Here is a 15,407-nt window from a genome sequence, read left to right on the forward strand (position 1 = left end):
AGTGCGTATCCCTATCTGGCGGCTTTCAATGCCTGCTCGATGTCTTCGAGCAGGTCGTCGGCGTCCTCCAGGCCGACAGACAGCCTGAGCGTGCCTGGCCCGATGCCGAGTTCGGCGCGCGCCTCGTCGCTCAGATTCTTGTGCGTCGTCGTCGCCGGGTGAGTGATCAGGCTCTTGGCGTCGCCGAGATTGTTGGAGATCAGCACGATATCGAGCGCGTTCTGGAAGGCGAAGGCCGCCTGCTTGCCGCCCTTGACGTCGAGGCAGATCAGCGTCGAGCCGCCCGACATCTGCTTTTTGACGATCGCCGCCTGCGGGTGGTCGGCGCGGCCCGGATAGATGACACGGGCAATCCCTGATCGCTCGGCAAGGAAATCTGCGATCCGGCCGGCACTTTCCGTCTGCTGGCGCACGCGCAGCGGCAGCGTCTCCAGGCCCTTCAGCAGCGTCCAGGCGTTGAAGGGCGACAGGCTCGGACCGGTGTGGCGGAAATAGTCGTGCAGGTTCTCATCGATCCACTTCTTGTCCGACAGGATGACGCCGCCGAGGCAGCGGCCCTGGCCGTCGATGTGCTTGGTCGCCGAATAGACGATGATATGGGCGCCGAGCTGCAAGGGCTTCTGCTGCAACGGCGTGGCAAAGACATTGTCGACGATCAGCCGCGCGCCGATCGAATTGGCAAGCGAGGCAACGGCTGCGATGTCGACGACTTCCAGCGTCGGATTGGTTGGGCTTTCAAGAAAGAACAGCTTGGTGTTCGGCCTGACCGCCTTTTCCCAATTGGCGATTTCGGTGCCGTCGACCAGCGTCGCCTCGATGCCGTATTTCGGCGCCAGCGTCTCGACCACCCAGCGGCAGGAGCCAAACAGCGCGCGCGCCGCCACGATATGATCGCCGGCCTTGGCGCTGCACAAAAGTGCTGCGGTGACCGCCGCCATGCCGGATGCTGTGGCGCGTGCATCTTCGGCACCTTCCAGTGCGCACATGCGCTTCTCGAACATGTCGACCGTCGGGTTGGCATAGCGCGAATAGATGAAGCCCGGTTCCTCGCCCTTGAAGCGCGCTTCCGCCGCCTGCGCGGTGTCGTAGACATAGCCCTGGGTGAGGTACATCGCCTCGGAGGTCTCGCCGAAGCCGGAACGCAAGGTCCCGCTATGCACGAGTGTTGTCTGAGGTTTCCAGTTGCGCTTCTTGCTTGTCATCACTTTTGTTCCAGACACAAAAAAACCGGTCGCGAAAGTCGCAACCGGTCCATACGGCCTTGCGGCCCGACGGTCCTTTAGCGACTTGTTTAACGTGGCTGCAAGCCGACCGGCCAAATCACCACGGGATAACGACCCTTTAGACCCGCGCCGCGCTTGCGTCAATTGCCGGCATGATTAAGAGGTTTGTACCAGCAGGTTCCGCGGCAAGAACCTGCGGCAAAACGATACGTTGCCCGGCCTTCGAGCGGAGCCAGACTTTGCGGCAGACAGGCATTCTTCCCGATCAGAATATTTCGGCGCTGTTCCAGTCGGGCGCGCTGACGTCGCTACGCGCGCTCGATGCCGACCAGATCCAGCCGGCCAGTCTCGACCTCAGGCTTGGCGACAAGGCCTGGCGGGTGCGCGCCTCCTTCCTGCCCGGCCCGAACCACAGGGTCGCTGAAAAACTCGACCGCCTGAAGCTGCACGAAATCAATCTCGCCGACGGCGCGGTGCTGGAGACGGGCTGCGTCTATATCGTGCCGCTGCTGGAGAGCCTGGCACTTCCGGCAAACATTTCGGCCTCGGCCAACCCGAAGAGCTCGACCGGACGGCTCGACATTTTCACCCGCGTGATGACCGATCGCGGCCACGAGTTCGACAAGATCGCTGCCGGTTACAACGGCCCGCTCTATCTGGAAGTCAGCCCGCGCACCTTTCCGATCGTCGTCCGCACCGGCTCGCGGCTGTCGCAGATCAGGTTCCGCACCGGCAATGCGCTTTTGTCTGAAAGCGAGCTCAACGACTTGCACCGCGCCGAGACGCTCGTCGCCACCGAGCCACCGAACATTTCCGGCGGCGGCATCGCGCTGTCGATCGATCTCGATGGCGATAAGGATGGCCTGGTCGGTTACCGCGGCAAGCACCACACCGGCCTGGTCGATGTCGACAAGCGCGCCGCACAGGATGTTGTCGACTTCTGGGAGCCGCTCTACAAGAGCGGTGCCGGCGAATTGGTGCTCGATCCGGACGAATTCTATATCCTCGTCAGCCAGGAGGCGGTGCATGTGCCGCCGCTCTACGCCGCCGAGATGACGCCCTTCGATCCGCTGGTCGGCGAATTCCGTGTCCACTATGCCGGTTTCTTCGATCCGGGCTTTGGCCATTCGGCGGCCGGCGGCACCGGCAGCAGGGCGGTGCTCGAAGTGCGCAGCCACGAAGTGCCGTTCATCCTCGACCACGGTCAGATCGTCGGACGGCTGGTCTACGAGCACATGCTGAAGCGGCCGCAGGCGCTCTACGGCACAGATCTCGGCTCGAACTATCAGGCACAGGGCCTGAAACTGTCCAAGCATTTCCGCGCCGCGCGCTGATCGCCCATCACGATCAGACCGCGCTTGCCTGAACCCTGCGCGACGTGCTTGGCTGTGCCCAGCCGTCAGGGTGGCTCTGAACCAAGGGAACAAAAAAATGCAGATTTCAAGATGGATCGCATCGGCAGCAACAGCCGCCATGTTGGTGATATCAGCCGGGTCCTTTTCGGCGCAAGCACAGGAAAAATTGAAGATCGCCACCGAAGGCGCCTATCCGCCGTTCAACACCATCACCGCGGATGGCAAGCTCGTCGGCTTCGATATCGACATCGCCGAGGCGCTTTGCGCTCAGATGAAGGTCGAATGCGAACTTGTCACGCAGGACTGGGACGGCATGATTCCGGCGCTCCAGGCCAGAAAGTTCGACGCCATCGTCGCGTCCATGAGCATCACCGAAGAGCGCAAGAAGCAGGTCTCCTTCACCAACAAATACTATACGACGCCGCTTTCGCTGGTGGCCTTGAAAGACAGCGATATTGCCTCGACCGAACCCGCCGCACTCGCCGGCAAGACGGTCGGCGCCCAGGCTTCGACCACCCAGGCCGACTATGCCCAGGATGTCTATGGCAAGGCCGGTGCCGAGGCGAAGCTCTATCCGACCCAGGAGGAGGCGGTTACCGACCTGATGAACGGCCGCCTCGATGCCGTCCTTTCAGACAAGTTCGTGCTGATGGACTGGATGAAGAAGTCGAGCGACGGCTGCTGCAAGATGGTCGGCGACGTCAAGGGCACTGAGACGGAAGCGGGCATCGCCGTGCGCCAGGAAGACAATGCGCTGCGCGAAAAGCTCAACGCCGCGATCGATGCAATCGTCGCCGACGGCACCTACAAGAAGATCCAGGCCAAATATTTCGACTTCGATATTTACTGAGGTAGGAACTGCCAATCTCCCCCCTTGAGGGGGAGATGGCCGGCAGGCCAGAGGGGGTCGGTCCGGCCGGGCTCGGCTCTTTATCGCAGACGCAGGGGGCTGGCGCTCTACGCGAGACGACCCCCTCTGTCGCCTTCGGCGACATCTCCCCCTCAAGGGGGGAGATCCCGCTACAGCGCCTTCACCGACACCTTCACCGGCTGCTCGATTTCAAGCGGGTTGCGCAGCGGCAGGCCAAAATCCTTGGCCTCGATCTCGAACACGTCGCCGGCCTCGGTCCTGACGCCGTCGGCGAAGGACAGCGTCGCGGTGCCGAACATGTGCACATGAACGTCGCCCGGCTGGCGGAAAGCCGAATATTTGAAGTGGTGATGTTCGAGATTGGCGATGGTGTGCGACATGTTCGCCTCGCCTGACAGGAACGGCTTTTCCCACAGCAGCTTGCCGTCGCGGACAATGCGTGAGGAACCCCTGATGTCGGACGGCAGGTCGCCGATCAGGATCTCCGGCCCGAACGAGGCGTTGCGCAGCTTGGAATGCGCGAGGAAAAGATAGTTCACACGCTCAGTGACGTGGTCGGAAAACTCGTTTGACAGCGTGAAGCCGACGCGGAACGGGGCACCGTCGTCGCCGATGACATAAATGCCGGCGATTTCCGGCTCCTCGCCGGCATCCTGGGCGAAGGCGGGCGACAGAAGTGCCGCACCGGGCGCCACCGCCATGGTGCCGTTGCCCTTGTAGAACCATTCCGGCTGCACGCCCGTCTGGCCGTTGGTCGGCTTGCCGCCCTCCAACCCCATGCGGAACATCTTCATGGAATCGGTGAGCTGCTCTTCGCCGCCGGTGCTGAGCTTCTTGTGCATGGCATCGCGGGTCGCGGCGGAGCCGAGATGCGTCAGCCCGGTGCCGGTGAGATGAAGATGCGCCGGATCCGGATGGTTGATCGGCGACAACAGCCGTCCCTTCTTGTAGGCGGCATCGAGGTCGACCGCTTCACCGAACCCCTTGCGCTCGATGAGGGCGGCGAGCCCGGTGCCGGTGCGCGCGGCCTCCATCGCCAGCGAATAGACGCTGCGGGCGCCGTTGATGATCCTGGTCTTGCCGCCGTTGCGGGCAACAACGCGGATGGTCTCCGCGTCGTCGAGGATCTGGGAAATCAGCATGATGTGCCCTCTCTATTGTCTTGGCCCGGCCGCCCATCTGGCAAACCCGGACCTGCGCGGCTCGGGACCAATCCGTGCCACGGGTGAAATTCTTCGTCCGGATTGCGCTCGCTGGCCTGGTCTCTCAGGAGACTTCTTCGCACCGGCCTCTTGCCGGCAGCCGCGATGTGACCCGTATGGTTTCCTCGTCCGGCCAGGTTTCTCCCGGCTCAAGCCTTGTTCTTGTTGTAGACGTCGAAGACCACGGCGCCGAGCAGCACCAGGCCTTTCACCACCTGTTGCCAATCGACATTGACGCCCATGATCGACATGCCGTTGTTCATCACGCCCATGATGAAGCCGCCGACCACCGCGCCAATAACCTGGCCGACGCCGCCCATCGCCGAAGCGCCGCCGATGAACACGGCGGCGATCACGTCGAGCTCGCTGCCGAGGCCCGCCGCCGGCACCGCCTGGCCAAGGCGCGCCGCAATGATCAGCCCGCCGAGCGCCGAGAGCACGCCCATATTGATGAACACCATCAGGGTCAGCCGCTCGGTCTTGATACCCGATAGCTGCGCCGCCTTGGCATTGCCGCCCATTGCGTAGATACGACGGCCGACCGTCATGCGTTTGGTGACGAAGACGAACAGCGCGATCAGCACGCCCATCACCACGAGAACGATTGGCAGACCTCTGTAGGTGGCGAATTGGTAGACCAGGAACAGCGTCAGGGCGCTGATCACCAGGGTCTTGACGACAAACAGCGGGAAGGGTTCGGCTTCATAGCCATGCCGCTCTCGGCTGCGCCGCGCCCTGAGCCCGAGATAGGCATAGGCGAGCACAGCGACGAGGCCGATCACGATCGTCGTCATGTGCAGCGTCAGCCCGCTGCCGACGATGGTCTTGCCAGCGGCGTTCACGACCGGCGGGATCAGCGTCAACGAGCCGATCACGTCCGGAATGAAGCCGGAACTTAGCGCCTTGAAGCCGACCGGAAGCGGCCCCACGGAAGACCCGCCACCCAGCAGCGCCTGGCAGATGCCGCGGAAGATCAGCATCCCCGCCAGGGTGACGATGAAGCTTGGTATTCGGTGATAGGCAATCCAGTAGCCTTGTGCCGCGCCGATTGCGCCACCGACGATCAGGCAGATGATCGACACCACCAGCGGATTGCTGAAAGGGCCGAGAGGCCAGATGACCATCATCATCGCTGCCAGCGCGCCGATGAAACCGGCGACGGAGCCGACGCTGAGATCGATATGGCCGGAGACGATCACCAGCAGCATGCCCAGCGCCATCACGATGATGAAGCTGTTCTGCTGCACCAGGTTACTCAGGTTCACCGGTTTGAACAGCGTTCCGGACGTCGTGAACTGGAAGAACACCATGATGAGGATCAGCGCCAGGATCAGGCCGTATTCGCGCAGGTTGGTGACCAGCGCCGAGACGGCAACGCGCGGCCCCTGCTGCACATCTTCGGCGACGCCGCTTTTCGGCACGGGAGCGCTTTCGGTGCTCATGATGCTTTTCCTTCTCCGCGAACGATGGCGCGCATGATCTTTTCCTGGCTGGCATCGCTCGCCGCCATTTCGCCGACGATACGCCCTTCGTTCATGACATAGATGCGGTCGGTGATGCCGAGCAGTTCGGGCATTTCCGACGAGATGACGATGATCGCCTTACCCTCCGAGGCGAGACGCGCGATGATCGTATAGATTTCATACTTGGCGCCAACGTCGATGCCGCGCGTCGGCTCGTCGAGGATCAGCACTTCCGGATTGGCGAACAGCCACTTCGACAGCACCACCTTCTGTTGATTGCCGCCCGACAGGTTGCCGGTCATCTGATAGACGCTGGACGAGCGGATGTTGGTCTTGGCCTTGTAGTCGTTGGCTACCGCAAGCTCGCGCATATCGTCGATCACGCTATGGCGCGACACGCCGGGAAGATTGGCCAGCGTGATGTTGTGCTTGATATGATCGATTAGGTTGAGACCGTAGGTCTTGCGATCCTCGGTGACGTAAGCAATGCCATGTTCCACCGCCTTGCTGACAGAGGAGACATCGATGGGCTTGCCCTTGAGCAGCACTTCGCCCGTGATGCGGCGGCCATAGGAGCGGCCGAACAGGCTCATCGCGAATTCGGTACGTCCAGCACCCATCAGCCCGGCGATACCCACCACCTCGCCCCTGCGGACGTTGATATCGATGCCCTTGATCACCTGCCGCTCGGCATGGATCGGGTGATAGACCGACCAGTTCTTCACCTCGAGCACGGTCTCGCCAATCTCTGGCTCTCGCGGCGGGAACCGGTCGTCCAGCGAACGGCCGACCATCGAGGTGATGATGCGGTCTTCCGAGATGTCTTTCTTGGGCAGCGTCTCGATGGTGCGCCCGTCGCGGATGATCGTGACCTTGTCGGCGACCCGATTGATCTCGTTGAGCTTGTGCGAGATCAGGATCGAGGTGATGCCTTGCCGCTTGAATTCGAGGAGCAGATCGAGCAGCGCCTGGCTGTCCTTTTCGCTGAGCGATGCCGTCGGCTCGTCGAGAATGAGCAGCTTCACTTCCTTGCTGAGCGCCTTGGCGATCTCGACCAGCTGCTGCTTGCCGACGCCGATATTGGTAATCAGCGTCTTTGGGTCTTCCTTGAGGCCTACCTTCTTGAGCAGAGCGCCGGTGCGCGTCTCGTTGGCGTTCCAGTCGATGATGCCGAATCTGGCCTGCTCGTTGCCGAGAAAGATGTTTTCGGCGATCGACAGCATCGGCACCAGCGCGAGTTCTTGGTGGATGATGACGATGCCGCGGCGCTCGCTGTCGTGGATGCCTTTGAAATGGCACTCATCGCCGCGATAGATGATTTCGCCGTCATAGGTGCCGGATGGGTACACGCCCGAAAGCACCTTCATCAGCGTCGATTTGCCGGCGCCGTTCTCGCCGACCACGGCATGGATCTCGCCTTCCTCAACGCTGAGGTTGACATTCGACAGCGCCTTGACGCCGGGAAACGTCTTGGTGATGTCACGCATCTCCAAAATCGTCGAGGTCATCAGGAATTAAGCTCCTCCGAGATCGGCAAACATACCGGCCTCGCTGGTTAACGAAAAGGGGCCCTGCGTTGCGCAGGACCCCAGACTTTGCAACTGCGGTTACTTCAGCTCTTCGGCCTTGATGTAGCCGGAGTCGACCACGAGGGCCTGGTAGTTCGACTTGTCGACCTCATGCGGCGTCAGCAGGATCGAGGGGACGACCTTGACGTCGTTGTTGTAGGTCGTGGTGTCGAGGCCTTCCGGCTTGCCGCCCGAGAGCACCTTGTCGACGAGCTCGACCGTCGCCTTGGCGAGTTCGCGGGTATCCTTGAACACGGTCGAGTACTGCTCGCCGGCGATGATCGCCTTGACCGAAGCGGTCTCGGCGTCCTGGCCGGTGACGATTGGCCAGGGCTGGTCGGCCGTGCCGTAACCAACGGCGCGCAGCGAGGCGATGATGCCGCGCGACAGGCCGTCATACGGCGAGAGCACGCCATCGACGCGGCTGCCATCCGAGTAGTTGGCGGAGAGCAGATTGTCCATGCGGGCCTGGGCGGTCGCTGCCAGCCAGCGCAGCGTGCCGACCTTGTCCATGCCCATCTGGCCGGACTTCACGACGAGGGTCTTGTCGTCGATCAGCGGCTGCAGCACCGACATGGCGCCGTTGTAGAAGAAGAAGGCGTTGTTGTCGTCCGGCGAACCGCCGAACAGCTCGACGTTGAACGGACCCTTGTTTTCGGGATAGCCGAGGCCCTTGAGCAGCGATTTGGCCTGGATGACGCCGACGCCGAAATTGTCGAAGGTGGTGTAGTAGTCGACATTCGCGGTCTTCTTGATCAGGCGGTCATAGGCGACGACGACGACGCCGGCGTCAGCCGCCTTCTGCAGCGCGTCCGACATCGTGGTGCCGTCGATTGAGGCGATGATCAGCGCCTTCGGGCCTTTGGTGATTTCGTTTTCCAGCTGGCTGAGCTGATTGGGGATATCGTCCTGCGCATATTGCAGGTCGACAGTGTAGCCCAGAGCCTCGAGCTGGGACTTGACGGCGTCGCCGTCGTTGATCCAGCGCTGCGAGGTCTTTGTGGGCATCAGCACGCCGACGAGGCCTTCGCCTGCCTGCGCCGGGACCGTCATGGCCGCGATGCCAAGGGCCGCGACGGCGGCCAGTGTCTTGATGATCTTCACATTAACTCTCCCTGTTTGATGGACGCGCACCCTGGGTTTCGTGGGCCGCGCGATCGTGCAGGAGCGCCAAACGCGCCGCTGCCGTCATATCGATCTCCGGTATCCTCCCAATCGGCCCTGAGACTCTGGTTCCAGTCGATGCGATTTTTCTCGCTGGCGACGGTCAAGCTTCAGGACGCGCAAAGGGTGTGGCTCTTTGCCATAACTGTCAAATGCGATCTTTGATGGTTGCTATACCGAAACTGATATATTGAAAGCCGACGAAGACCTGGCCGGATTGCCGGTGGCCACGAGCGGGACAGAAAAAGACGATGGCGGCGCTGCGGAATCCTGATGGACTTTCAGCCGGTTACGAAGAACCCCCCGGCGACGGAGAGATCCTGCTGCGCAGCGGCCTCAGCCTGCGCCACATGCGCATGATCGCAGCCCTTGACGACCATGGCCGGGTCAGCGCGGCAGCCCAGGTCATGAACATTTCGCAGCCCGCCGCCTCACGGATGATCGCCGAGATGGAGGCAGTGCTCGACGTCAAGCTGTGCGAAAGGCTGCCGCGCGGCATCACGCTGACGCCCTATGGCAAGGCATTGGCGAGGCGCGCGCGCTCGATCCTGCTCGAGATGCGTGAGGTCGACCGCGAGATATCCGAGCTCAAGGCGGGCAAGGGCGGCTCGGTGTTCCTGGGCGCGGTGACGGCCCCTGCGATCGAGCTCGCCGTGCCGGCGATCCGCGAAATCCGGCGCATCTATCCGCGTATCGAGATCACCATGCAGGTCGAGACCTCCAATGTGCTGGCGCGCGAGCTGATCGCCACGCGTCACGATTTCATCATCGCGCGCATCCCCGACGACCTCAATCCACGGCTGTTCGAGGCCCGCGTCATCGGTGTTGAAAAAGCCTGCCTGATCGTGCGCCGCGGCCACCCGCTCGCCAAGGGCAAGGCGGTGCGGCTGGAGGAGACCGCTGCCTACGACTGGGTTTTCCAGTCGGGCGGCTCGCCACTGCGCCAAGCGATGGAAAGCAATTTCCTGAACCGCAACATCGCGCTGCCGGACCGCATCCTCAACACCAGTTCGCTGCTTCTGACCCTGGTCATGGTCGCGCAGTCGGACGCCATCGCGCCGGTGTCGATTCAGGTGGCGAAATTCATCCAGAATCCCGAGGGGCTGGCCGGCGCCATCGACGTCGTCCAGACCGAGTTCGACATCGAGGTCAGGCCCTACAGCCTGATCACCGTGAAGAATCGCGTGCTGTCGCCGGCAGCCAAGATGCTGCACGACTTTATCTTGAGGGAGGTGGGTTGAGAGAGAGGTGGGCTGACGGCTGGAGCGGGTAGCGGGAATCGAACCCGCGCGTTCAGCTTGGGAAGCTGACAAGCTACCATTACATCATACCCGCGCAGCAGCCTCGTTACCACGCAATCCGGCGTTCGGGCAATCGTTAAGCGCGCATTCGAGCTTTGCCCGCCGCCCGCCGCTACTTCGTCGTGGCAAGGGCATCGTCTACCGCAAACACCGGCCAGTATTTCGCAATGGCCCGCGTGGCCCCTATCGAGGAGAAATGGCCATAGTCGAAATAGAGAAACTGGCCTGCGTCGGCGTAGGAGCAGCGTCCTGCGCTACAGAGGAATTCGAGCGGATCGATGAAGGTGGCGCCTTTGGTAAATGAGCGCACGCGGTTGTTGATGTCGGGATCCATGGCCATCGGCCAGGACGTATCACTGAGATTTCCGCGCTTTGCGAAGAATGCGATTTTCCGAACGTCGGTTATGAACTGCGGAGACTGGCCGATGACAAACACGCGCACACCCAGGCCATGAAGCGTATCGATCGTTTGCTGGAGACCGTCGAAACTCCTGGCCTCATAGTCGGTCCACCGGCCGCTGAGTACAACCGTCTTGATGCCGGCGTCCTGGATGACTTTCAGGGCCTGCTGATTGAACCGCATGCAATCCGGGCGTGCATAGGAGAAGTAAGAGAGGATTGGTGGACAGCCTGCGTATGTGTATTCGACGACGTTGGCCTGAAGCTGATTTATGTTGGCCTCCAGGCCCGATACATAGTGGGCGGCAAACGAGTCGCCCCACAACAAAACGGTTGTAGGGAAGCCGCGAGTGCGTGTGCAGTCCTTGATGTTCCAGCTTTCGATCCGGCTGGAGCCCTCGTTGAAACAGGTGCCCTTGAGCCAGTCCCCGACAGGGATCCGCTGTTGGGCATAGTCCGGAAACCGTTGCGGAAAACCGTTGCCGAGCGCCCCGGTCGCCCCGCCAACGCAAAGAAGAGCGATCGCGCCGGCTGAAAAGGCGAAGATGGGCATCGGGGCGGTGAAGCTCCTTTTCTGCCGAAACGGCTGCTCGATATACTTCCAGGAGAATGCAGCCAATGCGAAGCTTGCAACCGTCATCGCAACGGTCATCGACGGGTCGAGTTTTTGCAATGAAAGATAGTGCGCGAACGCATTGATCGGCCAGTGAACAAGATACAGCGAATACGAGATGAGACCGATCCAGACCAGCGGTCGGACTTCGAGTATGCGGCTAGCGATCGTCGAGGGGCTGTTTTGGCCGACATAGATGAGGAGTGCCGTTCCGAGGCACGGATACAAAGCGTTGTAGCCCGGGAACGGGTCGCTCTCCGAAATCGCGAAGAACCCGATGGCGAGAAGGCCAAATCCGGCCAGCCCCACCAGTTCCATAAGAAATCGATTGCTCAACGGCGGGGGCCGTTTCAGCATGAGCACAGCGCCCAGCATGAGTTCCCAGACCCGTGTCGGCAGCAGGTAGAATCCCGCGCTTGGCGCCAGCCATGTCGCCATCACCGCCAGCACGAAGCTGCCGAGAATGATCGGCAGGAGTGCTGTCAGCCAGCGCTTCGCAAAATAGCGATAGATCAGGAACATCAGGATTGGGGCAAAGATATAGTACTGCTCCTCGACCGAAAGCGACCACGTATGCAGCAGCGGTCGGAGCTCGGCATCGATGGAGAAGTAATTTGACGTTTTCCAAAAATAGATGTTCGACCAGAAAGTCGAGGCCGCTATGACGCTGAGACTGAATTCATGCAGATCTGACGGCAGAAGAATGAACAATGCCGCAATACAGGTGAGAAGCGTGACAAAGATCAGAGCCGGCAGAATGCGCCGGGCACGGCGCCAGTAGAAGCTGACGATCGAAAATTGGCCGCGTTCAAGGTCGTCCAGAAGACTTCCGGTGATCAGGTAGCCGGATATGACGAAGAAGATATCGACGCCGGTAAAGCCGCCTGGAATTGCCGAGATTCCGAAATGGAAGAGTACAACCGGCAGCACCGCAACAGCCCTAAGGCCATCGATATCGCGCCTGTACTTCATTCAAGAAGCCCTGTGTTCGCAGGTCACGGCGAGACGGCGCAGTCCGTCCATAGTCGGGCGATGAGTCTGGCAGATCAATATCAACGGATTACCCTCTGTCCTCCAATTTTGCTGCGCTGCAACATAGGTGTCAAGGTCGGCGAGCAGACAATCCGCAAACCGCCGTGCGGAGCAACTGGATTCAGCGACCACCTTGATGCCAGCGCGGCAAGTGCGTATTTCTGAACCTGTACCCGAATCGGGTTAACCGAATCTGGAGACACGCCTTGTCCGCACTGACGCGCTTTCTCGGCGATACGCCGCTCCGGGTGCTTCTGAAGCTGCTGGTGGTATCGTTCCTCGTCGGCCTTGTCATGAACGCTTTCGGCTGGTCGCCGGTGGATGTGCTCTACGGCATCCGGAATTTCTTCGTCGATCTCTGGAATCTGGGCTTCCGCGCCATTGACCGTTTCCTCGGCTACATCCTGCTGGGCGCGGCGATCGTCATTCCGGCCTTCCTCCTGCTCAGGATCGCCAACTACCGGAAATAGGTATGGCCCCGAACCTGCGGTTCGGCAAGGATCATGCTCAATCGGTCAGGCCTCACGCGAAGCCTGATGCCACTTCGAACAGGATGGCATGGCGCGCGGCAAGCGCCGCCACGTCAGTCGAATAGCCGCCGCCGATAACGCCGCAGACCGGGATGCGGAGCGCGCGGAAATGACGGATCACCATGTCGTCACGGGCGCGCAGCCCCTCGTTCGACAGCGATAACCTGCCAAGCCGGTCATCGGCATGGACGTCGACCCCGGCATTGTAGAAAACGATGTCCCAGGGCGCCCTGGCGGTGAGTTCCGGCAGAATGCCGCCCAACCTTTCGAGATAGGCCGCATCGCCGGTGCCGTCGGGCAGGGCGACGTCGAGGTCGGAAGCGATCTTGCGCGCCGGATAGTTACGGTCGCCATGCATGGAAAAGGTGAACACGCGCCGTTCATCGCCCAGAATGTCCGCCGTGCCGTCGCCCTGATGGACGTCGAGATCGACGATCAGGATGTTGCGGGCGGCAGCTTCGGCAAGCAGCACCAGCGAAGCCACGGCAACATCGTTGAAGGTGCAGAAGCCGGCGCCTTGCGCGCGCCGCGCATGATGGCTGCCGCCGGCGGTGTTGCAGGCGATGCCGTTCAGCAACGCCAGCCGCGCCGCCAGCACCGTGCCGCCCGTTGCGAGCTGCGCCCTGAGCGAGACCCGCGGACCCACCGGAAAGCCGATCTCGCGCTCGATCTTTTCAGGCACTTCGCAGGCCAGCACCTGATCGACATACGAGGCGGCATGAGCAAGCTTCAGCCATGATGCCGGCGCCGGCCTGGGCATGCTGAGCGCCTCGGGCCCGGCAAGTCCGCGCGCGCTCAGGGCTTCCATCAGCAATGGGTATTTGCTCATCGGGAAGCGATGGTTGACGGCAAAACCGGCGTCGTAGTCGGGATGATGAACGATCTGCAGTGGCATGAGCGCTCGGTGCGCCAGAAGCGGGTTTCGGTTGACCATGACGCGATGAAAGATTGCGCGGCGTCGGGAAACTGGGGCACATCGGCCATTCGAGCAAGCCGCAATGAGGGTCGGGTCCTGGATCAGGTGTCAGCAACGGCCAACAGACGGTCCTTTGTCGTCACCAACCGCTCGGTGCTCGCCATCGCGGTGCCGATGACGCTGGCCTATCTGACGACGCCGCTGCTCGGCATCGTCGACACCGCGGTGATCGGCCAGTTCGGCGACGCTGCCCTTCTCGGTGGCCTGGCGGCGGGTGCCCTGGTCTTCGACGTCGTCTTCACCTCGTTCAATTTCCTGCGCTCCGGCACCACGGGCCTCGTCGCCCAGGCGCTTGGACGTGGCGACGAACTGGAGGAACAGGCGGTGTTCTGGCGTGCCGTGCTGATCGCGGTCGTTGCCGGCATCGTGCTTGCCGCCCTTGCGCCACTGTTCGCCACCGCCGGACAGTGGTTCATGGATGCCGAGCCGCGCGTCAGCGAAGCGATGGCCGTCTATATCCGCATCAGGCTGCTCGCGGCTCCGTTCTCGCTGATCAACTACGCCATCCTCGGCTATGTGCTGGGGCGCGGCGAGGGCGGGCTGGGACTGATGCTGCAATTGGTGCTGAACGGCATCAACATCGCGCTCTGCATCCTGCTGGGGCTGGAGCTCGGCTGGGGCGTCGCCGGCGTCGCCTGGGCGACCGTCACCGGTGAATTCGTCGCCATGCTGCTCGGCCTGGCAATCGTCATCAGGCGTTTCTGGGCGGCACCCCGGCTGCCGCGCCATCGCGTCTTCGATCTGCCGGCATTCTTGCGCATGGCGTCGCTCAACCGTGACATCATGATCCGGTCGTTCTCGCTGCTCGCTGCCTTCGCGCTATTCACCCGCCAGGGCGCACAATTCGGGACGGTGACACTGGCCGCCAATGCGGTGCTGATGAACTTCTTCCTTATCGCCGGCTATTTCCTCGACGGTTTCGCCACGGCAGCCGAACAGCTCGCCGGGCGGGCCATCGGCGCGCGTGCCGCCATGCAATTCCGGCAGGCGGTGCGGCTGACCCTGTTCTGGGGCTTCGGGCTGGCGGCCACGGCGACGCTTGTCCTTTTGCTGGGCGGTACCGATCTGATCGCCCTGATCACGACGTCACAAGATGTTCGCGCCGTTGCCGACATCTATTTGCCTTGGGCGGCATTCACCGCGCTCAGCGGCGTGCTGGCGTTTCAGATGGATGGGGTCTTCATCGGTGCGACCTGGTCGCGCGATATGCGCAACATGATGCTCTTGTCGTTCCTCGTCTTCAGCGCTGCCCTGCTCATCCTGGCGCCGGCCTTCGGCAATCACGGCCTGTGGGCGGCGCTGCACGTCTTCCTGCTGGTGCGCGGCTTCAGCCTGCTTGCCATTTTGCGCTTGCGGATCCGGGCGGCGTTTTAGGCAGTGTCCTGGTCACATTCGGCACAGGGTGGAAAGCGATCCTATTTTCCACAGGCTCTGGCGTCAGCAGATCGCTTGCACGTCCAGTCGATTTTGTTACGCTTTCCAGCAGCTTGATGCAGCAATTGCTCTGGGGAAAACTGTGCGAAGTTACCTGCCATATGTCTTAGGCGCGGCGCTGGGGCTGCTCGTTGCGTTCATTCTCTCCGCAATTTTTGGTGTCGGCGGAACTGCCCAGTTGCTTCTTTTTGGGTTGTTGCCTGCTATCGGCGGCGCCACCTGCGAGCGGATCGTCAGTCGCAATTGACCCTGAACGAATGAGCGCAAATGGGTCGT

14 protein-coding genes, 1 tRNA gene and 1 riboswitch are annotated in these 15,407 nt (G+C 61.7%); of the genes, 7 read left to right on the forward strand and 8 right to left on the reverse strand.

The window, feature by feature from the left end; all coding sequences use genetic code 11:
* Window positions 1-11: 11 nt before the first annotated feature.
* Window positions 12-1,202 carry an O-succinylhomoserine sulfhydrylase gene (locus EOC93_RS00475; RefSeq protein WP_095488001.1) on the reverse strand — a complete coding sequence of 397 codons (1,191 nt, stop codon included), beginning with the start codon at window positions 1,200-1,202 and terminating at the stop codon, window positions 12-14.
* 57 nt (window positions 1,203-1,259) lie between these two features.
* Window positions 1,260-1,337: riboswitch (SAM riboswitch) on the reverse strand.
* Between the two features lie 125 nt (window positions 1,338-1,462).
* On the opposite strand from EOC93_RS00475, the gene EOC93_RS00480 reads away from it, so the two are divergent.
* The gene (locus EOC93_RS00480; RefSeq protein ID WP_095488003.1) at window positions 1,463-2,557 is read left to right on the forward strand and encodes a 2'-deoxycytidine 5'-triphosphate deaminase; all 1,095 of its coding nucleotides are present in this window, start codon (window positions 1,463-1,465) and stop codon (window positions 2,555-2,557) included.
* Window positions 2,558-2,654: 97 nt separating this feature from the next.
* A complete protein-coding gene (locus EOC93_RS00485; RefSeq protein WP_095488005.1) occupies window positions 2,655-3,428 on the forward strand; it encodes an ABC transporter substrate-binding protein in 774 nt (257 codons plus the stop codon).
* 170 nt (window positions 3,429-3,598) lie between these two features.
* On the opposite strand, the gene araD1 is transcribed toward EOC93_RS00485, so the two are convergent.
* The 4 genes from araD1 to chvE form a co-directional block, all read right to left on the reverse strand.
* Window positions 3,599-4,591, reverse strand: a complete 993-nt coding sequence (araD1, locus tag EOC93_RS00490) for an AraD1 family protein (RefSeq protein WP_095488007.1) — start codon at window positions 4,589-4,591, stop codon at window positions 3,599-3,601.
* Between the two features lie 209 nt (window positions 4,592-4,800).
* Window positions 4,801-6,093, reverse strand: coding sequence for a multiple monosaccharide ABC transporter permease (gene mmsB / locus EOC93_RS00495; protein WP_095488009.1), 1,293 nt, complete (start codon window positions 6,091-6,093; stop codon window positions 4,801-4,803).
* Complete coding sequence (gene mmsA, locus EOC93_RS00500; protein ID WP_095488011.1) at window positions 6,090-7,622, reverse strand: multiple monosaccharide ABC transporter ATP-binding protein; 1,533 nt, start codon at window positions 7,620-7,622, stop codon at window positions 6,090-6,092. The genes mmsB and mmsA overlap by 4 nt, the downstream gene beginning before the upstream one ends.
* Window positions 7,623-7,721: 99 nt before the next feature.
* Complete coding sequence (gene chvE, locus EOC93_RS00505; RefSeq protein ID WP_095488013.1) at window positions 7,722-8,786, reverse strand: multiple monosaccharide ABC transporter substrate-binding protein; 1,065 nt, start codon at window positions 8,784-8,786, stop codon at window positions 7,722-7,724.
* A gap of 311 nt (window positions 8,787-9,097) precedes the next feature.
* On the opposite strand from chvE, the gene EOC93_RS00510 reads away from it, so the two are divergent.
* The gene (locus tag EOC93_RS00510) at window positions 9,098-10,087 is read left to right on the forward strand and encodes a LysR family transcriptional regulator (RefSeq protein ID WP_095488015.1); all 990 of its coding nucleotides are present in this window, start codon (window positions 9,098-9,100) and stop codon (window positions 10,085-10,087) included.
* Between the two features lie 20 nt (window positions 10,088-10,107).
* On the opposite strand, the gene EOC93_RS00515 is transcribed toward EOC93_RS00510, so the two are convergent.
* Both EOC93_RS00515 and EOC93_RS00520 read right to left on the reverse strand, forming a co-directional pair.
* A tRNA-Gly gene (locus EOC93_RS00515) sits at window positions 10,108-10,181 on the reverse strand.
* A gap of 78 nt (window positions 10,182-10,259) precedes the next feature.
* Window positions 10,260-12,059: an acyltransferase family protein gene (locus tag EOC93_RS00520; RefSeq protein WP_245461340.1), complete on the reverse strand. Its 1,800-nt coding sequence runs from the start codon at window positions 12,057-12,059 to the stop codon at window positions 10,260-10,262.
* Between EOC93_RS00520 and EOC93_RS34550 the strand changes: the two genes are divergently transcribed.
* The gene (locus tag EOC93_RS34550) at window positions 11,958-12,356 is read left to right on the forward strand and encodes a hypothetical protein (protein ID WP_245461341.1); all 399 of its coding nucleotides are present in this window, start codon (window positions 11,958-11,960) and stop codon (window positions 12,354-12,356) included. The two genes, EOC93_RS00520 and EOC93_RS34550, sit on opposite strands and share 102 nt — an antisense overlap.
* 41 nt (window positions 12,357-12,397) lie before the next feature.
* Window positions 12,398-12,661, forward strand: coding sequence for a DUF6460 domain-containing protein (locus EOC93_RS00525; RefSeq protein WP_095488019.1), 264 nt, complete (start codon window positions 12,398-12,400; stop codon window positions 12,659-12,661).
* A 52-nt stretch (window positions 12,662-12,713) separates the two neighbouring features.
* Here EOC93_RS00525 and EOC93_RS00530 read toward each other — a convergent pair whose 3' ends face one another.
* A complete protein-coding gene (locus tag EOC93_RS00530; protein WP_127203570.1) occupies window positions 12,714-13,616 on the reverse strand; it encodes a histone deacetylase in 903 nt (300 codons plus the stop codon).
* Window positions 13,617-13,733: 117 nt separating this feature from the next.
* On the opposite strand from EOC93_RS00530, the gene EOC93_RS00535 reads away from it, so the two are divergent.
* Entirely contained in the window at window positions 13,734-15,071 is a 1,338-nt protein-coding gene (locus tag EOC93_RS00535; RefSeq protein ID WP_127203602.1) for an MATE family efflux transporter, read from the forward strand.
* Between the two features lie 28 nt (window positions 15,072-15,099).
* Window positions 15,100-15,378, forward strand: coding sequence for a hypothetical protein (locus EOC93_RS00540; RefSeq protein ID WP_095488021.1), 279 nt, complete (start codon window positions 15,100-15,102; stop codon window positions 15,376-15,378).
* The last annotated feature ends 29 nt before the right edge of the window (window positions 15,379-15,407 follow it).

This window comes from Mesorhizobium sp. M6A.T.Ce.TU.002.03.1.1, from assembly GCF_003997275.1.
Taxonomy (GTDB): Bacteria; Pseudomonadota; Alphaproteobacteria; order Rhizobiales; family Rhizobiaceae; genus Mesorhizobium; species Mesorhizobium mediterraneum.